We start from the raw sequence: 21,457 nt of genomic DNA, 5'->3' as shown, positions 1-21,457 counted from the left end.
AGCGGGAGCAAGCTCCCTCGCCACACTGAGTCAATCATTTCAGTGAATGAGCGACTCGGCGGCTCTGGTTTTTCGTCGACGCTTGACCCTCAGCATGCTGGTGTAGCGACGGTGGTTTTTGGAGTTTAGAACCAAGATGTAGAGCAGGGATGTCAGCAACGCAGACAAGTTGAGCAGCGTCGGAGAGTAATTGCCAAGATAGGCTACCGAGAGCAGGAGGTTTGCGATTGCTACGAGGATGAGTATTCGAGGCGCATGCCGGAATCCTTCACATAGACCAATTTGGCCTACGTTATAAATCAGGCACAGCACCATTCCGGTTCCGAAAGCGGTTTCATCCGGCAGGCCTAAAATTTGTGCGTAATACGAAAGACTTGTCGACGTGTTGATTGCGATACTGCTTAGGCTAAGCAGCATCGCCCCTCCAAATGAGGGTAAAAAACGGTAGGCATAACGACGCCAAATTAGATATTCCCGAACGGGATCAATACCGAAATTCATGGTCGTCGAACTCCTCGTACAGTGCGATAACTAACGCGTTGATATTTCCGAAAAGTACGCTGCCTGTGATAGCTAAAGTCGCGCTAACTTGATCCCTTATTTGCGTGATTATGCGCAGTCGTAACTCGGGGTTGCTGTAGCGTCTGGGCAATTGTCCAGCCAACTGCTTCAGGCGAATTATTTCGCGGGGATGGCGGGGATTGCTCAGCCGAAGAACTTCGTCCGTTAATTTGGCGCGTTCTTGACGGCTCATGGGTCTCAATATGTCCGTCATCTCGCGCCCGGTCGAACGTTTGATAGCCATCACGGTTCTGACCGTTGCAACGGTGGAGGCCCCTGCGCCGACCAATGAAATACCATCCAGAGCAACGGTCATTGCTTGATACCAAGCCAGGGTGTCGTAGTAATCGTTCTTGGCAGGGTCAGTTAACTCGTTACGGGTCCTCCATACACCGTTAAAGCACTGTGCGCCGCTGGCGGCCAGGCCTGCGTATGACACATAGGTCAAGGCGAGGCTTGCGCCGCCACTAAACGGCGCTGCGGCTATGCCTGCCTTTGCGACAACGAAACTAATCACTGCCCCGCCGCAGGAAAGGGCCATTCCCGATGCCTCACGCCACAGCTGAGACTCACGAGGTGAACTTGCCACCTGCTGTGCATAGTCTTCAGTAGTAACTGCCTGCTCTACTGTTTCCCGCAAAATCACGCGCTTGGGCCTGACACTGCACAGCGGTACAAACTCCCTCAGCACCGTCACCTGATAATCACTGCCAATATGCACCACCCCAGCCCCGACGATGGCCGGGTCGGCGTCTATGGTTTGATAGAGTTTTGGCAGGTCCAGCAGACTGGTCAGGCGCTGGCGCGTGGTGGTGTGCGCGGTTGGCACGCCGCTTTGCAGGAAATCCCTTGGCATCCTTTCACCTGTGGGTAGACAGAGGTGAAAGAGCCTGAGGATTGGTTCCTTGAAATGATGTCAGGCCGTTCGCTGTTTCTTGTAGTACCTGGCCCTATGGACCAAACACAAAACTAACCTGTGGGAGCTGGCTTGCCTGCGATAGCGGACTATCAGTTGAAGCATTAGCAGCTGACCCACCGCTATCGCAGGCAAGCCAGCTCCCACATGTTTAACCGCATCAGGCCTTGATGAAGGTCTCGTGCAGATGGCGCCACAGCAGCGCGCCGCTGGCCTGTTTCTCGAACACCACGGTGGCGCGGCGATCAGTCTGCGTGCCGCTGTCATCCACCTGATGTTCACGGTAAGTCACCGTTGCCCCGCGTGCATGCCGGTCAATCCCGGCCATTTCACTCAAGGTGATCTTCAACCCCGGCCGCATCCCGCCCAGGCGCGTGAACAACGCGTTGACCCCTGCCGCATTGACCCGCGTGCCGGTGGCCGGGGCAACCATGCTGAACTCCGGGGAGAAGCGCGCGAGCAGGCTTTGCAAGGTGCCTTCCGGCGCGACGCCGGCGAACCATTGCTCGATCTCGACGTGGGTCTGGATCACTTCTTCAAAAAAATCGCTGTAGTCGATCATTACAAACTCCGTTCCAAGCCAAAGCGCTTCTTCAAGACACTCTCCAATAAACCTTTGGGCAACAACGCCGCCATCAACGGCAACGCGCGGCTGCCATTCCCTGCGCGCAACAGGCGCGGTGGCGTTGGTTGTTGCACGCCCTTGAGCACCTGCGCGGCAAACCGGCTGGCCGGCGTCGGGTTGTTTTGTGAAGCCTGGGAGCGCGCGCGGATGCCTTCGCGCAGCGGCCACCAGGGGGATTGTTCGTTGATCAACAGCTCGGCCTGGGCGCCGGCGTTTTTCGCGAAGCTTGTGTCGATGGCCCCCGGCTGTACTTCCATCACGCGAATGCCAAACGGTGCCAGTTCCATGCGCAGGGCATCGCTCAGGGCATGCACGGCGGCTTTCGACGCGCAGTAGGCACCGGCAAATGGCGTGACCAATACGCCAGAAACACTGCCGATGTTCACCACCAGGCCTTTGCTGCGGCGCAGGGCCGGGAACAGCGCCTGGGTCACGCCGACGATGGAAAACACATTGGTCTCGAACTGGCGCTGCATGGCCTCGGTGCCGCCATCGAGCAACGGGCCCATGGCGCCGTAACCGGCGTTGTTGACCAGCACATCCAGCTCGCCCAGCTGTTCAGCCAGGTGCTGCAGGGCGGCGCTGTCGTTGACGTCCAACTCCACCGCATTGAAGCCAGCGGCGGCTAGGGCAGCGACATCCTCCGGGCGGCGGGCGCTGGCCCACACGCTGTAGCCGGCGGCCTTGAACGCGTCAGCCAGGGCGCGGCCGATGCCGCTGGAGCAGCCGGTGATGAGTACGTTGGGCATTGCTCAGTCCTTGGGCGGTGTGGGTGTGGATAGGCACACTACAGCAGCAGCGTTGTAAATATAAACAGCCAGGGCCAAGCCGTGCATTTCGCAAGAAGCAGGCGCCAACCTGTCAAGGTTCACAGGTTCACTATCGCGTAAATAGGTTTAGGTTTTCTCAGGCGTACCCGGACAACCTTGGTGAATTGGACGTGAACGCCAAAAAAGTGAGTCCCATGTCCTTGAATTGAGTTAACAAAAGCAGCATAAGGGAGCAGATGCCATGCCCGTCTTACATGCGCACACGCCGACACTCTCCGTGCTGGACGCAAGAGCGTTGCCAGTGCGGACGGTTTCGTATTGGCGGGCCGATGCCGGCGAGACGGTGCGCGCCTGCATCAATCGCACCGTTCATGACGTGGCAGGTAGAGCGGTTGCTCAATGGGACCCCCGTCTGCATGACTTGCATACAGCCAACCCGACAGTACCGCCCAATCTGGCGACGGTTTACTCCCTGAGCGGGCAGATCTTAAGTACTCAAAGCGTCGATGCAGGTCTACGTGTCCAACTGTTTGGCGAGACCGGACTAGGTGTGCATGCCTGGGATGGCCGAGGTACGCACCGCGAGGTTCAGTTTGATTTGTTGCTGCGCCCCCTGGCAGTGTTCGAGCAAGACCTGTGCACGGAGCGATTCAGCTATGGGGGCTTCTCTGCTGGCCATAACCAGTGCGGGCAGATCATCCGTCACGACGACCCTGCGGGCACGCGTCATTTCGGTGAATACTCCATGGGCGGCGCAGTTCTGGATCAGGTGCAGCATTTTCTGCAAAGACTGGACATGCCGAACTGGCCAGCGTCGCCGGATCAGCGTGATGACCTGCTCGAACCTGGCGACGGGGCACGCACGTTGTTGCTGCTCAATGCGTTGGGTGAGGTGCTGCAACAGACCGATACGGCGGGCAATCAGCAAGGTACCCACTACACCGTTGACGGCCAACGGTCTGAAACATGGGTGCAACTCAACGGGTCTCCAGTGCGCAAGACTCTGTCAAGCGCGATTACCTACAGTGCGCAGGGGCGAATCGAGCGCAAGACCTTGGGCAACGGCGTGGTGACCCAGCTTGATTACGGCCCTCAAGACGGTCGCCTGCTAACGCTTTACAGCAGTCGCGGCAGCAGTAGGCCGTTGCAGGATCTGCAATTTGACTACGACCCGGTGGGGAATATTGTCAGTATCAAAGACAGGACTCTGCCGGTGCGGTTTTTTGCCAACCAGCAGATTGACCCGATCAGTCGATACACCTACGACAGTTTAGATCAACTGTCCGAAGCCAGCGGCTTTGAAGCTGGCAGTGCGCGCCAAGGGCCGAATCACTGGGCCGATTCCCATGCGGTTGCCAACTTCCGCCAGACCTATCGTTATGATTTGGGCGGCAATTTGCTTGAACTGATTCATCACGGCCCACAGAGCCACGGGCGGGTGTTGAGGGTGGCCCAATACAGCAATCGCTGTTTACCTGAGGGTGATGTACCGCCGACCGAGGCTGACATTGCTGCGGCGTTTGACGCCAATGGCAATCTGTTGCAACTGCGAATGGGCGGGGCTCTCTCTTGGAATCCACGCAATCAATTGGCTCAGACCCGGTCCGTGGAGCGTAAGGCAGCGCTCGACGACACTGAGCGCTACCTCTATGGAGCCGACGGTATGCGCCAGCGCAAGATTCGCACCGCGCATACCAACGTGCGCGCGGTGATGAGCGAAACACGCTATTTGCCTGGGCTGGAGATCCGCAATGTCGATGGTCATGTGCTGCATGTCATCAGCATCGGTGAGGTGCAGGTGCTGCATTGGGAAACACCACCGCCAAAGGGTATGGCGAATAATCAGTACCGCTACAACCTGGAAGATCACCTGGGTTCATGGTCGTTGGAGATGGACGGCCTGGGGAGGGTGGTCTGCTGGGAAAACTATCACCCGTTTGGCAGCACGGCGTTTTGGGCACGAGGGGAGTCGAGTGAAGAGAGCTATCGTACGTTGGGGTATTCGGGCAAGGAACGGGATGCGTCGGGGCTCTATTACCATGGGCACCGGTATTTCATACCGTGGTTGCAGCGCTGGTTGAGCCCGGACCCAGGATTGATGATTGATGGCCCCAATCTCTATGCCATGGTCAGGAATAATCCGACGAACTTGGTTGATGATGATGGGCTTGTTGGAAAACGTAAGTACGAAAGCACTCTGCTCGGGCCTTCGAGCAGCAAACAGTTCAGGTATACCGATAATGTTCAAGAGGCGCCCAAACCGAGAGTGACGTCTCCAAGAGTCAGGGCTAGGGACCCAGAGTCCGAAGGTGAGTCGGAAAGTGAAGACCCCAACGTCCTCTATCGGGCTTTGAGAGCTGATGAGACAAAGCTGGAAACCCGTGGGCTTCGTCCCCCTATCGGGCATGACCGTTTTACCAGCGCATATGACCATGTCCATAAAGGCTCCAGCAGCAAGGTCAAGTCCAGATGGATTTCAGCTTCGCGTTCAATCAAGGTGGCCGGCGTATGGGCGGCGGAGAAAGAGTTGAAAGTGGTGAAGTTCTCTAAGCCAAAGAACGCCGTCTCGTTTGACTTAACCACTGACGCGGGATGGAACGCTTTGCTGGATGAGCATCGGGCGTCAATCAATGCGAAGTCGATTGAAAAAACAGAGCAAATGGTCAGGAATTCCGCCAAAAGCTCACAAGAAGTGGTTACCGAATCTTATGTGCCACCGGAAGGTATTCTGGAAGTCTTTCAAGCGAGTGTTATCAATGCACAACAGCGTTTGGAGTTGATGAAGACAGATCCAACGGCCAAGGTTTTCAAAACCCGGTCACGTACAAATGAACGACCGAAGTTAGTCGCTTTGAAACGCCTTTCCTTCTCAGCATCTAGGTGAGTGATCAGTCCGAGAAACTGCCTTGCAGGTGCTCGGCACGAAATTCCAGGGTTTGCGGGCGATAACCGGGGCGCAGCGGTGGGGCGGGCAGGCAATCGTCCCAGGTCGCGCCGGCCTGCAACTCGCCGGGGCCGCGGTAGCGGGGGGCGGCGTAGACGTTGTCGGCCAGGTTGACGGTGTCGCCTGGCGCATAGGCGGCGACGCGCCAGCGCAGTTCGGTGAGGGGCACGTCGTTGCCGTTGTTGAGGATCAGTTTCAGTGGGCGGTCGGCCGGGCATTCCTCGGGCGCGTAGGTGATGCGCAGCTCCAGGCGTGCCAGTTGCGAGGCTTCGCGGTTGTCCAGCCAGACGACCCAGATGGCGACGAAACCCAGGCCCACGGCGGCGGCAAGGGACACCGGCAAGGCCTTGGCGGGGTAGCGCAGCAGCAGGATCAGCCAGGTGATGATCAGGAGAACGCCGAAGAACATGGAGACCACCTCGAATAGGGAACGAGCATCCTAACTTAAGCGTAGGTGGGATTGGGCGGCTTGAGACAAGTGTTGCTTGGGCGGGCGCCATCGCAGGCAAGCCAGCTCCCACATTCGACTGCATTCCAAAGGATGTACGCGGTTGACTGTGGGAGCTGGCTTGCCTGCGATGAGGCCTTTGGCATCACCACAACGCCCAAAGAAAAAGCCCCCACCCAACCCACTGCGGATAGGGGACGCAATGGGCTGGGCGAGGGCTTTTTGTACGGCGGTATTACTGCGCGATGGTTTTCACCGACACGCCACGCTCCACCGGCGTCGAACGCCCGTAGATATCCTCAAAGCGCTCGATATCGTCCTCGCCCAGGTAGCTGCCCGATTGCACTTCGATGATCTCCAACGGGATCTTGCCCGGGTTGCGCAGGCGGTGCACCGAGGCAATCGGGATGTAGGTCGACTGGTTCTCGCACAGCAGGAACACGTTCTCGTCGCAGGTCACTTCGGCCGTGCCGCTGACCACGATCCAGTGCTCGGCCCGGTGGTGGTGCATTTGCAGCGACAGGCACGCGCCCGGCTTGACCGAGATGTGCTTGACCTGGAACCGCCCGCCCATGTCCACCGAGTCGTAGGAGCCCCACGGACGATAGACTTCGCAGTGGTTCTGGGTCTCGCTGCGCCCCTGTTCGTTGAGGGTATTGACCATCTGCTTGACGCCCTGGACCTTGTCCTTGTGGGCAATCATCATCGCATCCTTGGTTTCCACCACCACGATGTTTTCCAGGCCGATCACCGACACCAGCTTGCCGTTGCCGTGGATCATGCAGTTCTTGCTGTCCTGGATCACCACGTCGCCCTTGGTCACGTTGCCGTTGGCGTCTTTATCGTTGACCGCCCACAGCGAGGCCCAGCAACCCACGTCGCTCCAACCGGCGCTCAGCGGTACCACGCAGGCGCGCTGGGTTTTTTCCATTACGGCGTAGTCGATGGAGTTGTCCGGGCAGCAGGCGAAGGTGGCTTCGTCGAAGGACACGGTGTCGGCGTCCTGCTCGCTGCGTTCAAGGGTCAGCAGGCAAGTGTCGTAGATGTCCGGGTCGTGCTTTTTCAGCTCTTCGAGGAAGCGGCTGGCGCGGAACAGGAACATGCCGCTGTTCCAGAAATAACCGCCGCTTTTGACGAACTCGACGGCGCGTTTTTCGTTCGGTTTTTCGACGAACTGCTCGACGCGGCTCACACCCTCGGGCAACAGGGAGTCAGCGGTGGACTTGATATAGCCATAGCCGGTTTCCGGACGGGTCGCCGGCACGCCGAACAGCACCATCTCACCGCGCTCGGCGGCCACGGTGGCCAGGGCCAGCGCGCGTTGCAGGGCTTTCTGGTCGTCGATCACGTGGTCGGCGGGCAGCACCAGCATCAGCTCATCGCGGCCTTCGTTGACCAGCATCATCGCGGTCAGGGCCACGGCCGGCGCGGTGTTGCGGCCGAACGGTTCCATCAGGATGCGCTGGCAGTCGAGTTTGCGGTTGCTCAGTTGTTCGTTGACGATGAAGCGGTGGTCCTTGTTGCAGACCACAATCGGCGAGTCCATGCCTTCGAACACCAGGCGCTCCAGGGTTTGCTGGAACAGCGTGTGCTCGCCGGTCAGGGCCAGGAATTGTTTAGGAAACTGTTTGCGGGAAAGCGGCCAAAGACGTGAGCCGCTACCACCGGAAAGGATTACTGGGATCATGTGTTTCTCCTTGAATCAATTTGGGTCAGAGCTACGAAGGTTTGTCGTTTCACTCTTGTTTTTGTCTCGGTTCGAACTGACCTGCTCGGTCCCTGTGGGAGCCGGGCTTGAGGTCAGTTCGAAAAATTGATTAGCGGGTCGATACCGGGCGTTTCACCCAGACTGGCGAGATGCTCGACCCAGAACCGGTGACGTAAAGCACTGCTGCTTCTCCGCGCTCAAGTGCAACCGGCTTCACATCACCGACTTTCTTGTCACCGTCATACAACGCCAGGCTCACTTTCACCGGGTTGATTTCACGCTCGCCACGGCCCTTGGCAGCCACCGACTTGACCACATCGGTCTTGCCATCGGCGGTCTTCAAGGTCAGGGCCTTGTCACTCAGGTTTTGCACACGCACCAGGGATTTCTGCTTGTTCTTGAACGGCGGCTCTTCGATCAGTTGTGGCTGGCCGCTGCCGCTGTTGACCAGGGTGTAGTAGTGGTCGGACGCGAGTTTGACCGGCACGGTCTGGCTGCCGATCTTGGCGCTGTAGTCACCGCCCGGCATGAAGCTGAAGTCGCTGCTGGCCAGCGGCGCGACTTCGCTCAGGTTGGTGCTGCCAACCGTCGCGCTGACTTCCTGGTTCGAGGCGTTGTAGACCCGCACGAAGCTGGAACCTTTTGGCGCGACAGGGCCGTACAAGGCCGCATCACCGGCCAAGGCCGACAGGGAAACCACGCTCAGGCCGGCGGCGAGCGCCAGGGTTTTAGCGAGACGACGAGGAGTTGTAGTGAAAGTCATGTGAGTTACCTCTCTTTCAGTTTTGCGCCCGGTCGGGCGTCTCGGATTTAGTGTTCAAAGCCATGTTCTGTTGGCGCGAACCGGCTTGTTTAAGCTGCGCAACCCACGACGGGTCGGCATCACCGATTTCGTTGTTCACAGGCAGATAACGTTCAGGAAATTCCCAGATCAGCACTTGCGGTGGGTTGTTCTTGAAGTCGTCGCTTTTCAGGTAGCTGAGCATCGGCAGGATCGGGCCGTGGCCGTCTTCCGAATAGTTGATGACGTCGCTGTGCAGGGCTTGCTTGAGTGCACCGACGAAGTTCCAGTTGGGGTTGGCGCTGTAGCTGGTACCGACCAGCGCCACCGGGGTTTCGCTGTTGCTGAACAGCGCGTCGTCGCCACCGGTTTCGGCCAGGTGGGTGACGCGTTTTTCCAGCGGTTCTTTGGGGGGCATCAGGTTTTCGAACAGCGGGTCCAGGGGCAGGAACAGACGCAGGTCGCCTTTATGCGGTGCGGTGTTCTCGGCCTCGGTGACAAAGCGCTGCGGCTCGCCGCTTAGCGGGGTTTTCTCGGCAATGCCCTTGGCCAACTGCTTGGCCGCGATCTCGGCACCGTCCGGCGTCCAGTGGGTGTCGGTGCGCAGGAACACTTGCTTGCCGGCCAGCTTGGCCTGTTGCAGCGGGCCGAGCAGGTCGGGTGCCGGGATCTTGTCGGCGGCGACGCGGGCGTGGAAGTCCTGGTACAGGTTGGCGTGGATGCTCGCCGGCTTCACGTCACCGACATGTTCCGGGTACAGGCGCACCTTGGCCGGCACGATGGCCATGACCAACTGGATGCCTTGGGCCTTGAGCTTCTGGCGCACGCCTTCGACCAGCGCGTAGTTGCCTTGCAGGTTCTGGTCTTCGTTGACGATGGGGTTGAACTCTTCGTCGCTGTACAACCAGTGATCGCGGCCCAGCACCACGCCGGGGCGGCCTTCGTTGAACAGCTTGTAGTCCAGCGCCGCCCAGAGGTTGGTGCCGATGCGCTTGATCGGGAACTCGTCGTCGTAGTGGGTCTCGACGGCCTTGGTCCAGCGACCGTTAAGCACCGTCGCGTCGGCGTTGGTGCTGAAGCCCAGGAAACTGCGGGTCGACCACAGCCCCAGCAGCAACAGCATGGCCAGGAACAGGGCGATATAGAGCACGCGGAATGAACGGGTCATGTCGGCTCCCTCAGAATTGGAAGTAAAGGAACGGCGAGAAACTCTGCGCCGACAGTTTCAGGATCGACGCCGCGAACAGCAGCAGCACACAGGCCCGCATGGCGTAGCCCGGAACGGTGCGCGCCGGGTTCGGCGTGGCCGGATGGTCGCGGTAGAAGTCCCGCAGGCCGAAGAACGCCAGGGTTGCGTACGCCACCACCAGGGTCGCCACTTGCAGGCCGGTGAGGCTGGCGCGGTTGAGTTCCGACAGCGACCACTCGTTGAAGCTGAACATCGCGCCATACATGCGGCCGGCGACGTGCAGGTTCTCGGCACGGAAGATCACCCAGCCGACCACCACCAGCAGGAAGGTGAACGCCCAACGCACCGGGTTGAAGCTGCGCGGCGAGGTGTTCAGGCCGATGGCTTTTTCAATCGCCAGCCACATGCCGTGCCAGGCACCCCAGAGGATGTAGGTGATGTTCGCGCCGTGCCACAGGCCACCGAGAAGCATGGTCAGGAACAGGTTGCGGTAGGTGGTCAGCGTGCCTTTACGGTTGCCGCCCAACGTGATGTACAGGTAGTCACGCAGCCAGGTGGACAGGCTGATGTGCCAGCGCCGCCAGAACTCGGTGATCGACTGGCTGATGTACGGCTGCTTGAAGTTTTCCATGAAGCGGAAACCCATCATCAGGCCCAGGCCGATGGCCATGTCGCTGTAGCCGGAGAAGTCGAAGTACAGCTGTGCGGTGTAGGCCAGCGCGCCGAGCCAGGCATCGCCCGTGGTCGGGTTTTGCAGGGCGAAGCAATGGTCGGCCACCACCGCGAGGGTGTCGGCAATGAAGACCTTCTTGATGAAACCCTGCATGAACCGCGTGCAGCCCTCGGAGAACTTGTCGAGGGTGTGGGTGCGGTTGTTGAACTGGTCGGCCAGGTCGCGAAAGCGCAGGACCGGGCCGGCAATCAGGTGCGGGAAGATCGCCACGAACGCCGCAAAGTCGATGAGGTTGCGTGTGGCCGGGGTGTCGCCGCGATACACGTCGATGATGTAGCTGATGGACTCGAAGATGTAGAACGAGATCCCGATCGGCAACAGCACGTGGGTGAGGATAAACGGCTCCAGGCCCGCCGACTTCATCATCAGGTTGATGCTGTCGACGCCGAAGTTGGCGTACTTGAAGTAGCCGAGGATGCACAGGTCGACGGCCACGCCGAGCAGCAGCCAGCGCTGGGCCGGCTTGGTGCGTACGCCTGCTGCACCGACCTTGAGGCCGATCCAGTAGTTCCACAGCGTGACGGCGGCGAACAGCGCCAGGAAGTCCACTCGCCACCAGGCGTAGAACACATAGCTGGCAATCAGCAGCAGCAGGTTGCGATAGCGTTGCCCGCTCAAGTAGTACAAGCCGAGGAAGATCGGCAAGAACAGAAACAGGAACACATTGGACGAGAAAACCATCCCGATCTCTCCATGTTTAACCAACAGTCAAGGGCAGAGCCCCCCCAAACCCCCCCGGCGAATCTGGAGGGGTGTACGCATTCAGTGTGGGAGCTGGCTTGCCTGCGATGACGGTGTGTCAGTCGACATCAATGCTGAATGTCAGACCGCTATCGCAGGCAAGCCAGCTCCCACATTGGACCGAGTCCAATCGGGAGCTGTGTAATCAGCTGCCTTTGTTGCCTTTTTCATGCGCCGGGTCGTAGACCTTGGTCAGGTCACCCCCCAGGCGGAAGGTCTTGAACGGCTGCATGCCGTGCTTGCGCTCGAGCACATCCGGGGCACAGGTGTAGAGGTTGCAGAAGGGTTCAAGCCAGGCATATTTCATGTCTTCCTTGAGGTCCTTCATGTCCTGTTCCTTGCCGTTCTTCTGCTCGAAGATGTCCGGGTCTTTCACCCCGGCCAGCACTTTTTCACCCAGGCGCTTGAGCGCACTGTTGTTTTCCTGGCGCAGGTCCACACCGTTGACCAGCGCGAAACTGGCGATCATCGACAGCGGCGGTAGGGCGTAGTTGTGGTACGACAATGCCCGTTGCTGACGCTTCAATTCGTTGGGCAAGAAGCCCTGGTCATCGACCTGGTTCACGCCGACCTTGTATTCCTTCACCGCCCAATCAAACAGGTCGCGACGGTTGGTGGCGATGGACGTTGCCATCACCGACCACGCGGCCCAGTAGGAATGGTTGTTGGTTTTTTCCAGCGGCAGGTTGTCCCAGTCGCTGACCACTTGGTCGGCGAGTTTGTTGAACCACGCCTCGATCAACTGCGATTCCTGCTGGTGGTTGGCCAGCGGGTGCGAGTCGGAAAACTTCAAGCGCACATAGGCCGAGGCCATGCTGCCCAGCGCCCATTTGCGCATGGACTTGCCGGTGTGGTTGAAGTCCTTGGACATCAGCGCGTCAGCCTTGGCCCAGCTGGTAAGCCAGTTGAGCGTGCATTCCAGCTGCTCCGGGCGCCCGTCGCGCATGAACTGCATCACGCGCTTGCTGGTGTCTTTTTCCAGCTTGGTGATATCGGCGGTGCTGTCGCGGAAGGCTTTTTCCGATTGCACGTTCAGCGTGGAACGGGCCTTGTCCGAGCCTTCGTACTTGCTGCGAAATTGCAGCGAGCCGGTGTACGGCGCCGGCATGGCGTCGCAGTCATTCTTGAAGTCGCCGGTCTTGAACGCTTCCACCGGGGCGAAATAACCCTGGGGCGGACGCAGTGGCGCGGCGGCGTTGACTGAGCCGGCGAAGATCGCCAGGCCCAGCAACGTGGGGATCAATAACTTCTGCATAGGTAACCTCATTGCCCGGCTGAGGCGGTCTGTTGACCACCGGCAGGGAATACGTTGCGTGTGCAAATTTTCGCTTCAACCTTCTGCGCGCCCTTTTCTGGACCCTGCACTTCCACGGCCAGCAGGTTCTGCGCGGCCCAGTCTTCATCGGTGCGCAGTTCGAAGGCGAAACGCCCGTCTGTGTCGGATGTCTCGGGTTTTTCGATCTTGATGTCCTCGTGGCGCCCGTTCATGTACCAGAGGGTGGCTTGCAGGGTTTTCACCGACGGGTCGGCGAAGCGGATATCAACCTGGTGATTGGCGTTACGCAGGTCTTTGTTCGAACTGTTGACCATCAATTCGTTCTTGCCGGGTTTCAACGACGTGCTGGCGCTCATCTGTGCCGGCTTGCCTTCGCAGCCGTTGTCCAGCAGCGACATCATCTGGCGGTAGATGGTCTCCTGGTCCAGGCGGTACAGCGGCGAGAATTCCCAGATAAGGATTTTCGGCGGGCTCTTCTGGAATTCATCGCTGCCCAGGTACTGGATCATCGAGCCTTCCAGGCCACCGCCGGGGAAGGCGACGTTGAGGATGTCGGCACCGATTTCCTGTTCGAGGAAGCCGGCAAAGTTGTAGTTCTTGCCGCTGTGGCTGGTGCCGACGAGGGTGATCTGCGGGTTGCCCGAATCGCCGAACAGGTCGCCGTCGCCCGCTTCGCCCTTGGGCTCGGTGGTGAACTGGTCCATGTACTGGATCGCGTAGCTGGTGCCGCACAGTTGCCCGGCCATGTTGTGCAGGGTGCCGGTCTTGCCCATGCGCCCGGAGCGGGTGGTTTCGAATTCGCGCTTGGGAATGTCGGCGAACTCGGGCATGGCGCGCACTTTCGCGCCGACGATTTTTGCCGTGCGTTGGGCGCCGTAGGGCGTCCAGTGTTGGTCGCCACGGAAGTAGAAATCGTGGGCCGGCAGTTCATCCGGCAGTTGCTCATTGGTCAACGGCGACAGGTCCGGCACCACGTAGCCCATCTTGGCGAAACGGCCGAGCATGGTCTTGTAGTTGCCCAGGGCCTTGTCGAAATCGAACTTGGCTTTCTCTTCGGGGTTGAGCTTGTTGCGGTTCACCAGGCCACGGGTCGGCTGGTAGACCACCACCAGTTCCACACCCTTGGCCTTGAACGCATCGTGCAGCTGTTGCATGCGCTTGTAGCCGGCGGGGGTGGTGTCGAATTCGGTGCGCAAATCTTCCTGGGTACGGAACAGCCAGTCGCCCTGGGCTTGCACCAGGGTGGTGAAGTTCTGCTGGTAGCGCGTGGTGTAGTTCTTCGCGTCATGGGCCGCCGGGCACAGGCTGCAGCACGGTTCGGCAGTAAAGCTCGGCGCCTGCACTTCATCGGCGCGCACGCCCTGGCTGGCCGCGAGCAGGCCGAGGGTCAGACCCGAGAGGCTCAGCAGTTTGATCATGTGTGGGTGCATAAGGGTCATCCTCAGTCCTGCATTTCGGTCTGGCGTTCGACAGGGTCGATCAGCACGGCTTTCTGCTGGCGTACCAGCAGGTCGAGAATCTCTTCCTGGCGATCACCCAGCACACCGTTGAAGCTGATGCCGCTGGATTTGGTCGGTGCCAGCATCGATACGCGGTACAGCTCCACGCTCAATGGCGAGTCGATGGACAGCGGCCCGCTACCGTTGCCCGCGAGTTCGCCGCCGACCACGATCAGCGAGACTTTCGCGTCAAACGGGTCGAGGGCGATGTCGCGGTCGGTGTCGGTCAGGTCCTTGATATGGCCGTAGAGGCCGGTCAGGCCGTTGGCCATCGAGGTGTTTTCGTACAGCTTGATGTTCACGCTGTTGCGCACGCGGATGCCGTGGCGACGGTTGGCGATCACCTTGTTGCCCCACAGCAGGTTGTCGCCGCTCTCATAGAGGGTGATGCCGTCGGTGTGGTTGCGGTAGAACTCGTTGTCGGCCACGAAGTTGTTGACGCTGTTACGGTCGAGCACCAGGCCCGAGAGCTTGTTGTCGTAGCTGCGGTTGTTGAAGATGAAGCTGTCGTTCACTTCCCGGGAAATGATGATGCCGTGCTTCTTCTTCGTGCCGTAGACCGTGTTGTCGGCGATGATCAGGCCGTGGGAACGGTCGTGGGGGTCGATGCCGTAGACGATGTTGTCTTTGTAGGTGTTGCCCTTGATCACAAAGCCTTCGGTCTCGTAGCAGTAGAAGCCGTACCACATGTCCGAGAACTCGGAGTCGATGATCCAGCCGGTCGGCTCGGAGCGCTTGAGCACCTTGGCCATGTTTGGCGTGTACTGGGAAATACTCACGCCGTAGGACTTGCTGTTGGCGTAGCCAAAGCTGGCCATCTCTGTCTTGGAGATATAGGTCTCGGTGCCGCCCCAGGCCAGCAGGAACGGGCGGAACTCCTTGGGCGACTTGAACAGCGCCGGGCCGTTGGCCTTCTCGCTCCAGCCGGTGACCTTGGTATCACGCACAAACAGTTGGCCGTCGTTGATCAGGAACGAACCGGCTTCCTGGGACAGGCGCAACTCCTGGGTCTTGCCGTCGATATCGAGGATGCCCTTGCGCCCCACCACAATCGGCAGCTTGGCGAGGAACACACCCGGCGAGGTCTCGCTGAAGTACTGCTTGGGCACCTTGCCCAGCAAGTCCTTGAGGTTCATGTAGCCGTCGTCGACAAAGATCGCCTGGGGAATGCCGTGTTGGCGCACCACCCATTCGGCCATCTTGTTGTCACCGCCGATAAAGTCCTTGAGGGCGTCTTCCTGCATCATGCGGCGGATGCTGGTCTTGCCCTGTTTGCTGCGCACGATCTTCTTTTCCATCGCCGCCGCGGTGTAGCCCGACAGGTCAGGCAAGGCCGGCTTGGCCATTTCCAGCGGCGCCGTCGGCGGGCTGGAGATGGTGTAGGTCTTGGCCTGTTGCAGCCCTTTGGCGATGGTCGGCGCCTTGGCCTGCTGCGTGGTGTCGGCGAAGGCTGTGGCGTTGGCCATCAGCATCGCAGCGACCAGCAACGTATGAGGTTTCATCGCGCAGGCTCCCATCAGAATTTCCACACAACGTCGACAAACGCACGGTGCATGTACGAGTCGACCTTGCTGCCGTAGGCGTCGCCCGGCTTGAACACGCCGGCACGGAAGCGCACCAGGGCCGAAGGCTCGTCAATGGACTGGCTCAGGGCTGCTGGCAGCAAGCCTTTCTTGAAGTACTTGGTGACCACCAGGTCCATTTCCTGGCCCAGGTCTTTCTTGCCATCGGCCAGTGGCAGCGAGGTGCTCGATACGATGTCGCCGGCAGCGTTGGTGGTGTTGTCCAGCGCCGCGATACCGCTGCTGCTGACCGGCTTGTTGCCGTCCACGCGCCAGAACTTGTGGTACACCAGGCTGGCGTCGTAGTCCTCGCGCAGCTGCCACGAACCAAACAGGCTCATGGACTGCATGTTGTTCATCTCGCCGCGAAACGCTTCGCCGAAGCGATGCACGCGGGACTGGGTGCCGGTCCAGTTCGAACGGTTGCTTTGCAGGCCGTTCTGCTCGTAGTCGGCGCTGGCGCGGGCATAGGCCGCACCCACTTGCCACTGCGGGTCGAGGCGCAGGCGCACGCCGATGTCGGTGGCCCAGCCACTGAGGTCGTCGCTGTTCTTGGCTTGCGCCGGACGTTCACCGTCGGCGGTCAGGGCGTTGACCTTGTCACGGTCGCCGCGCATGCCGGTGATGCTGGCCCAGTAGTTGACGGTGTTGGTGTTGCGCCAGTTATAGGCGTCACTGTTGGCTTCGATGCCGAGCCAGGTCAGGTCGCCGTTCTCGCGCTTGTCCAGCGAGTCGGTGGCCACACCGGGTTCTGGGTAGTCGAGCTTGCCGTTGTCATGGGTGTGGTGGCCGCGCAGGCCGATCCACTGGCCGGGCGTCCACTGGTAGGCGGCGTCGGCGTAGAGGTGCTGGCGGTCTTTGTCGACCGGGGACAGTTCCTTGAGGTCGGTGCGGTATTCGCTGAAGCGTTCGGCGACGCCCACATTGGCTTTGAGCAGGGTGGTGTCGAACGTCCAGTTCAGCGCTTCGATATTGGTGTCGCGCCATTGGCCGTCGTCATTGCGCAGGCGTTGGCGACCGAGCTTGAGGATCTCGCCAGGGTAGGGCGTGAAGCCGCTGTAGCCGACCCAGAACTCGCGCATGGCGAGGTAGTTTTTCTTGGCCTTGCGATCGTTGTTGGTGGTCTGCTGGTTTTGATCATCGGCGGACGCTTGCAGGGTGTCGGTTTCGATGATGTCGCTGGACACCACCGCCTGACCCATTGCATAGGCGCTCCACGCGCCGCTTTCACCGTAGATCCATGGGCGCACATCCAGGCCGATGCCGTTGACGTCGCCGCCTTTTTGCGTGCCCAGGTCGCGGTCGTCTTCGGATTGGGCGGTCGCTTTGACTTCCAGGCCGAAGTTCTTGGCTTCGGTCAGCGCCGCCAGGGTCGGACACGACCACAGCAGGGCGAAGGTCAGGCCAATACCGGCCTTGACGAATGGGTTGAGCTTCATAGGGATTCCTCGCCGTCGTCTTCTTCCAGGGCGTGCAGTTGCAACGTGCTCTGGGCCAGGGTGCCGCGGGTGGCCAGCTCTTGTTGCACCAGGCGTTGGCCCTGGGCGCGTTGCTCCGCTGTCAGCGGCGCTTCAAGTTGCGTGGCCAGGTCGTTGGCTTCCGGCGTGTCCTGGGCTTTGGCCAACTGGCTGAAGACATAGGCGTTCAATGGGTCGGGCTTGGTGCCCTTGCCTTGGGAAAACAATTGGGCGATGGCGAAGTCGGCGCTGTTCTGGCCGTTGCGCGCAGCGGTCAGCAGGTGGTCGAGGGCCTTTTGCGAGTAGACCTGGCCGAGGTAGCCACGGCGGTAGATCTGGCCGAGGTAGTAATCGGCGGCGACTTCCTTGCCCTGGGCTTTCTGGAAGTGCGCTTCGGCAGCCTTGGCGTCGGCCGGCACCCACTTGCCTTCGTAGTAGAGCTTGCCCAGCAACAGCTCAGCGCGCGGCTGGTCGGCGGCGCGGCCGTTGTCCAGGTACTTCATCATCTGGTCCACGTCGCCCAGTTCGGGGAAGTCGTAGAGCAGTTGCGCCAGGCTGACCCACGACGCCGGGTAGCCGGGGGCGATTTTTTCCAGCAGGGCCTGGGCGGTTTTTTCGTCCGGGGTGCCGAGGCTGGCGTCGCCGAGTACGCGGGCGACACTGTCGACACGCTGGGCGGTGACGGTGCCACGGCTGTAACCGGCTTCCATCTGCTTGAGCAGCTCGGTCTGTTTCTCGGGCGCGGCTTGTTTCTGGTAGACCGTGGCCAGCTCGACGTAGCAGATGTCGGTGGTGTTCAGCGCGGCTTTGCAGATGCGCTCCACATCATCCAAGTGCTGGTCGTAAGTGCCTTGGGTGCGATACAGCAGCACCTGGGCCAGACCGGCTTCCGGGTAACCGGAGGCTTGCCATTTACTGATCTGTTGCTGGGCGTTTACGTTCGGGAAACTATGCGGGTATTGCAGATAGAGCATCGCCAGCGGAATCAGGGTGTTGCCTTCGCCATTGGCAAAGGCTTTTTTCAACAGGCCTTCGGCTTCGTGGTGCTCGGCTTCGGTGCTGCCGGGCTTGGCCACCAGCAGGCGACCGAGACGGGCCTGGGCGCGCGGCGAGGTATCGGCGGCTGCGCGGTAGGTGGCTTCGGCCTGTTTGATCTGCGCCGGGTCGCGGGTGCCCACCTGGATATCGGCGAGGCCGACTTGGGCCTCGCTGTAGCCCAGGTCTGCCAGTTGCTGGTAGTTCTGCTGGGCGGTGACGGTGTCGCCGCGTTTCAGGGCTTCGTTGGCCAGGCGTTGGTCGGGCAGGCCGGCGCAGCCGGTCAAAGAGATTGCCAGTGCCAGCGCACAGTAGGCGGCTGCATGCGATCTGCCTTGTGTGGGAGCTGGCTTGCCTGCGATGGCGGTGTCGAATTCACCACCGCCATCGCGGGCAAGCCCGGCTCCCACATTGGCCGGTGTTGTTGTTGAAATAGGGTTCACAGGCATGTCCTCTGCTTACAGACCGTTGGCCATGGCTTTGTCGATCAGCCAGTTCAGCGACGGGCCACGGTCGCTGGTCACTTCCACCGGGCGGCCGGCGTAGGTGCTGTCCAGCGGCGCGTCAGGCTTGATCTGTACGCGGATGTCGGAGGACAGGTCGGCGCTGTTCAGGCTGGTGCTGCTGACGATGGTGCCGGTGCGGGTCTGTTCTTCGTCGGCGACCTGGAAGCTCACCTGGGTGCCTGGACGCACGTCGGCGAACTGGCGATAGGTGAAGCGCGCTTCCACATTGGCCTGGCTGCCACGTGGCACCAGTTGGAAGATCACGTCGCCTTTGTTGGCGTATTGGCCATCGGCGACCATTTGCTGGGCGACTACGCAGTCGCACGGCGAGGTCAGGGTGCCGGTCATTTGCTTGCCGAATAGCTCTTCAACCTTGGCCGGTTGCAGTTGGTCTTCGTCCAGGTGGCCCTTGAGCACATCCAGCATGCTGGTGCTGAAGGTCGCCAGCGGCGCGCCTTTGGCGGCAACCCCGTCACCTTTGAGCAGGCTTTGCACGGTGCCGTCGCGGGGCATGGTCACGTTCATGCCGGGCACGCTGACCAGGCCGGCCTGGGCGTGGCTGACGAAGTACATGCCGTACACCGACTTGAAGACGAAGCCGAAGGCGGCGAGGCCGACGATGAAGATGCCGGCGCTGAACACCACGGCACGCAGGCGACCGAAGGCGGTCATGCCGCTGCCGCTGTCCTTGACCTTGCGCGCCTTGGTGAAGTTGTCGCGTTGCAGGGTGGCGAGCACCTCGCCCATCGACACAATGTCACCGGACAAGTGCGAGGTGATCAGGTGGCGCAGGGTGGAAATATCCTGCTGCTCCAGGTTCTGGAACTGGCAACCGGTGCGGCCGCTCTGGCGGTCGTGGGAGCGGATCTGCAGCTCCACGTCCATCGCCAGGCCAAGGTTGTCGATCACGAATTGCAGGCGGCCCTTGTGCACTTCACCGACGTTCAGCGGCTGGGTGGCGGTGAACGCCAGGCCACCGGCAGACAGGTCGATCACCCGCGCTTCGGTGGGTTTGCCGTCATTGCCGAAGAAGCGCAGCTTGGCCGGGATTTTGACCCGCGCATGTTGGCGCTGGGCTTCGGATTCGTGGACAATGTTGACGTTTGCTTGGCTATTCATGGTGTGTAGTTCCTAGTTAATTCAGGCTTGGCTGGGTCAGACCATCATCAGCAACACGGCGACGAAAATGCTGCCGGCGGAGAAGGTCATGGTCCGAGACGACCAGGTGTTGAACCAACGTTGAAAGCTGGCCAAATCGCGGGTCAGTTTGGTGTCCTGGCGGGTCCAGGACTGTTGATCAAGGCGGAAGAACACGTAGATCTTCACCAGCGCGCCCATGATCTGGTTGTAATAGAGAATCACCGGGTACGCCGGGCCGATGGTGTGGCCGGAGCACGACAGCAACAGGGTGAGGATCAGGCGGGTGATGCCGATCCACAGCAGGTACGCGAGGATGAAGGCGCCGCCGTATTTGAAGGTGGCGATGATCGCCACGGTCAGGCCAAGCAGGGAGGTCCACATCGATACGCGCTGGTCGAACAAGACCACGCTGGTGAACAGGCCCAGGCGACGCACACCCAGACCGAGGGCGCGGGAGTTCTGGCGCAGGTTGTTGCCGTACCAGCGGAACATCAGTTTGCGGCTGGCCTTGATAAAGCTCTTTTCCGGCGGGTGTTCCACGGTGTTGATCGCGGCGTCGGGCACGTAGAAGGTGTCGTAACCGAGGCGCATCAGGCTGAACCAGCTGGACTTGTCGTCGCCGGTGAGGAACTTGAAGCGGCCCAGGCGCCAGTGTTGCAGCGAGTCGCTTTCGACGTCGGCGATGAAGTCCGGGTTGGTCACCACACTGGCGCGGAACACCGACATGCGCCCGGTCATGGTCAGCACGCGCTTGGACAGGGCCATGGAGCACATGTTGATGTGGCGTTGGGCGAAGCGCAGCTTGTGCCACTCGCTCATGATGTAGCCGCCGCGCACTTCGCAGAATTCGTTGGTGGTCAGGCCGCCGACATTGCCGAACAGCTGGAACCACGGCACGGTCTTGCGCACGACGCCTTCGGCGAGCACGGTGTCGCCATCGATCACGGCCACCACGGCGCGGTCATCCGGCAAGTGGCGGGAGATCGCACGGAAGCCGAAGGCCAGGCCGTCGCGCTTGCCGGTACCGGCGATGCGCACGAAGTCGAGCTTGACGTGCTCGGGCGGGTTCATGCGTTCCCAGAGGCTTTTCACCAGCAGCTCATCGGACATTTCCACCAGCGAGCAGACCACGGTGGTGGGGAAGCCGCATTCGATGGCTTCGCGGATCACCGAGCTGTAGACCTGCGCGGTGGTCAGCGCATCGATACGGAAACTGGTGACCATCAGGAACACGTGGGACGGGTCGGCGGCCTTGCCCAGCTTGCGCACTTTGCGGCGCAGGTGCGGGTAGACCACGTACAGGAACAGCATGCCGCGAAAGAAATGCGTAGCACCCATCGAGTAGCGCCAGATGCCGACGGCGCCAATCAGGAAAATAAAATTCTTCGACTCCGAGTCGAACGTACTCGCCGGCAACAGCAGGGCGAGTCCCATCAGCAGGCTGAGAAAGAACAGCCAGCCGGCAGATTGCAGCAGTACATGTTTTAACTTGGACATAAGCGTCATCCGAAGGTGATGAAGGCTCCAGGCGGCGCGCGCTGGGGATGGAAACGCGCGCCGCCGGGA

Annotated in this window: 17 protein-coding genes; 1 reads left to right on the top strand and 16 read right to left on the bottom strand. The window is 60.4% G+C overall.

From position 1 onward, the window contains the following. Nucleotides 1-39: 39 nt before the first annotated feature. The 4 genes from B348_RS0124490 to B348_RS0124475 form a co-directional block, all read right to left on the bottom strand. Nucleotides 40-501 carry a hypothetical protein gene (locus B348_RS0124490; protein ID WP_157356554.1) on the bottom strand — a complete coding sequence of 154 codons (462 nt, stop codon included), beginning with the start codon at nucleotides 499-501 and terminating at the stop codon, nucleotides 40-42. Next, the gene (locus tag B348_RS0124485; RefSeq protein WP_017738670.1) at nucleotides 485-1,417 is read right to left on the bottom strand and encodes a hypothetical protein; all 933 of its coding nucleotides are present in this window, start codon (nucleotides 1,415-1,417) and stop codon (nucleotides 485-487) included. The genes B348_RS0124490 and B348_RS0124485 overlap by 17 nt, the downstream gene beginning before the upstream one ends. Nucleotides 1,418-1,637: 220 nt before the next feature. Continuing rightward, entirely contained in the window at nucleotides 1,638-2,039 is a 402-nt protein-coding gene (locus B348_RS0124480; RefSeq protein WP_017738669.1) for a hypothetical protein, read from the bottom strand. Continuing rightward, a complete protein-coding gene (locus B348_RS0124475; protein WP_017738668.1) occupies nucleotides 2,039-2,851 on the bottom strand; it encodes an SDR family oxidoreductase in 813 nt (270 codons plus the stop codon). The genes B348_RS0124480 and B348_RS0124475 overlap by 1 nt, the downstream gene beginning before the upstream one ends. Before the next feature lie 262 nt (nucleotides 2,852-3,113). On the opposite strand from B348_RS0124475, the gene B348_RS01000000130290 reads away from it, so the two are divergent. After that, nucleotides 3,114-5,756 (top strand): RHS repeat domain-containing protein, encoded by a 2,643-nt coding sequence (locus B348_RS01000000130290; RefSeq protein ID WP_017738667.1) that lies wholly within the window; start codon nucleotides 3,114-3,116, stop codon nucleotides 5,754-5,756. Nucleotides 5,757-5,760: 4 nt separating this feature from the next. Here the strand turns inward: B348_RS01000000130290 and B348_RS0124465 are convergent, their stop codons facing one another. From B348_RS0124465 to alg8, 12 genes are all read right to left on the bottom strand, one after another. Continuing rightward, entirely contained in the window at nucleotides 5,761-6,225 is a 465-nt protein-coding gene (locus B348_RS0124465) for a hypothetical protein (RefSeq protein ID WP_017738666.1), read from the bottom strand. Nucleotides 6,226-6,499: 274 nt separating this feature from the next. After that, complete coding sequence (locus B348_RS0124460) at nucleotides 6,500-7,951, bottom strand: mannose-1-phosphate guanylyltransferase/mannose-6-phosphate isomerase (RefSeq protein WP_017738665.1); 1,452 nt, start codon at nucleotides 7,949-7,951, stop codon at nucleotides 6,500-6,502. A 130-nt stretch (nucleotides 7,952-8,081) separates the two neighbouring features. Continuing rightward, a complete protein-coding gene (locus tag B348_RS0124455) occupies nucleotides 8,082-8,735 on the bottom strand; it encodes an alginate O-acetyltransferase AlgF (protein ID WP_017738664.1) in 654 nt (217 codons plus the stop codon). 16 nt (nucleotides 8,736-8,751) lie between these two features. Then, on the bottom strand, nucleotides 8,752-9,921 hold the full coding sequence (locus B348_RS0124450; protein ID WP_017738663.1) for an alginate O-acetyltransferase: 1,170 nt from the start codon (nucleotides 9,919-9,921) through the stop codon (nucleotides 8,752-8,754). Between the two features lie 10 nt (nucleotides 9,922-9,931). Continuing rightward, nucleotides 9,932-11,356 carry an MBOAT family protein gene (locus B348_RS0124445; RefSeq protein WP_017738662.1) on the bottom strand — a complete coding sequence of 475 codons (1,425 nt, stop codon included), beginning with the start codon at nucleotides 11,354-11,356 and terminating at the stop codon, nucleotides 9,932-9,934. A gap of 205 nt (nucleotides 11,357-11,561) precedes the next feature. Beyond that, the gene (locus tag B348_RS0124440) at nucleotides 11,562-12,671 is read right to left on the bottom strand and encodes a mannuronate-specific alginate lyase (protein ID WP_017738661.1); all 1,110 of its coding nucleotides are present in this window, start codon (nucleotides 12,669-12,671) and stop codon (nucleotides 11,562-11,564) included. A gap of 8 nt (nucleotides 12,672-12,679) precedes the next feature. Further along, nucleotides 12,680-14,122 (bottom strand): alginate O-acetyltransferase, encoded by a 1,443-nt coding sequence (locus tag B348_RS0124435; RefSeq protein WP_017738660.1) that lies wholly within the window; start codon nucleotides 14,120-14,122, stop codon nucleotides 12,680-12,682. An 11-nt stretch (nucleotides 14,123-14,133) separates the two neighbouring features. Beyond that, the gene (gene algG / locus B348_RS0124430) at nucleotides 14,134-15,708 is read right to left on the bottom strand and encodes a mannuronan 5-epimerase AlgG (RefSeq protein ID WP_017738659.1); all 1,575 of its coding nucleotides are present in this window, start codon (nucleotides 15,706-15,708) and stop codon (nucleotides 14,134-14,136) included. After that, entirely contained in the window at nucleotides 15,708-17,192 is a 1,485-nt protein-coding gene (locus tag B348_RS0124425; RefSeq protein WP_017738658.1) for an alginate export family protein, read from the bottom strand. The genes algG and B348_RS0124425 overlap by 1 nt, the downstream gene beginning before the upstream one ends. Beyond that, nucleotides 17,189-18,694 carry an alginate biosynthesis TPR repeat lipoprotein AlgK gene (algK, locus tag B348_RS0124420; protein ID WP_371105910.1) on the bottom strand — a complete coding sequence of 502 codons (1,506 nt, stop codon included), beginning with the start codon at nucleotides 18,692-18,694 and terminating at the stop codon, nucleotides 17,189-17,191. Before algK ends, B348_RS0124425 begins: the two co-directional genes overlap by 4 nt. Before the next feature lie 9 nt (nucleotides 18,695-18,703). After that, nucleotides 18,704-19,870 (bottom strand): alginate biosynthesis protein Alg44, encoded by a 1,167-nt coding sequence (locus tag B348_RS0124415; protein WP_017738656.1) that lies wholly within the window; start codon nucleotides 19,868-19,870, stop codon nucleotides 18,704-18,706. 36 nt (nucleotides 19,871-19,906) lie between these two features. Continuing rightward, nucleotides 19,907-21,388 carry a mannuronan synthase gene (gene alg8, locus B348_RS0124410; RefSeq protein WP_017738655.1) on the bottom strand — a complete coding sequence of 494 codons (1,482 nt, stop codon included), beginning with the start codon at nucleotides 21,386-21,388 and terminating at the stop codon, nucleotides 19,907-19,909. Between the last annotated feature and the right edge of the window lie 69 nt (nucleotides 21,389-21,457).

It is taken from the genome of Pseudomonas sp. CBZ-4 (assembly GCF_000346755.1).
GTDB lineage: Bacteria > Pseudomonadota > Gammaproteobacteria > Pseudomonadales > Pseudomonadaceae > Aquipseudomonas.
This window is presented reverse-complemented; position numbering and strand designations above follow the sequence as displayed.

What these genes read in the sequence shown, in the direction of transcription:
- algK (WP_371105910.1), bottom strand. Translation starts at nt 18,694, where the DNA reads ATGCCTGTGAACCCTATTTCAACAACAACACCGGCCAATGTGGGAGCC.
- B348_RS0124425 (WP_017738658.1), bottom strand. Translation starts at nt 17,192, where the DNA reads ATGAAGCTCAACCCATTCGTCAAGGCCGGTATTGGCCTGACCTTCGCC.
- B348_RS0124485 (WP_017738670.1), bottom strand. Translation starts at nt 1,417, where the DNA reads ATGCCAAGGGATTTCCTGCAAAGCGGCGTGCCAACCGCGCACACCACC.
- B348_RS0124475 (WP_017738668.1), bottom strand. Translation starts at nt 2,851, where the DNA reads ATGCCCAACGTACTCATCACCGGCTGCTCCAGCGGCATCGGCCGCGCC.
- B348_RS0124435 (WP_017738660.1), bottom strand. Translation starts at nt 14,122, where the DNA reads ATGCACCCACACATGATCAAACTGCTGAGCCTCTCGGGTCTGACCCTC.
- B348_RS0124460 (WP_017738665.1), bottom strand. Translation starts at nt 7,951, where the DNA reads ATGATCCCAGTAATCCTTTCCGGTGGTAGCGGCTCACGTCTTTGGCCG.
- B348_RS0124480 (WP_017738669.1), bottom strand. Translation starts at nt 2,039, where the DNA reads ATGATCGACTACAGCGATTTTTTTGAAGAAGTGATCCAGACCCACGTC.
- B348_RS0124450 (WP_017738663.1), bottom strand. Translation starts at nt 9,921, where the DNA reads ATGACCCGTTCATTCCGCGTGCTCTATATCGCCCTGTTCCTGGCCATG.
- B348_RS0124440 (WP_017738661.1), bottom strand. Translation starts at nt 12,671, where the DNA reads ATGCAGAAGTTATTGATCCCCACGTTGCTGGGCCTGGCGATCTTCGCC.
- B348_RS0124455 (WP_017738664.1), bottom strand. Translation starts at nt 8,735, where the DNA reads ATGACTTTCACTACAACTCCTCGTCGTCTCGCTAAAACCCTGGCGCTC.
- alg8 (WP_017738655.1), bottom strand. Translation starts at nt 21,388, where the DNA reads ATGTCCAAGTTAAAACATGTACTGCTGCAATCTGCCGGCTGGCTGTTC.
- B348_RS0124490 (WP_157356554.1), bottom strand. Translation starts at nt 501, where the DNA reads ATGAATTTCGGTATTGATCCCGTTCGGGAATATCTAATTTGGCGTCGT.
- B348_RS01000000130290 (WP_017738667.1), top strand. Translation starts at nt 3,114, where the DNA reads ATGCCCGTCTTACATGCGCACACGCCGACACTCTCCGTGCTGGACGCA.
- algG (WP_017738659.1), bottom strand. Translation starts at nt 15,708, where the DNA reads ATGGGAGCCTGCGCGATGAAACCTCATACGTTGCTGGTCGCTGCGATG.
- B348_RS0124445 (WP_017738662.1), bottom strand. Translation starts at nt 11,356, where the DNA reads ATGGTTTTCTCGTCCAATGTGTTCCTGTTTCTGTTCTTGCCGATCTTC.
- B348_RS0124415 (WP_017738656.1), bottom strand. Translation starts at nt 19,870, where the DNA reads ATGAATAGCCAAGCAAACGTCAACATTGTCCACGAATCCGAAGCCCAG.
- B348_RS0124465 (WP_017738666.1), bottom strand. Translation starts at nt 6,225, where the DNA reads ATGTTCTTCGGCGTTCTCCTGATCATCACCTGGCTGATCCTGCTGCTG.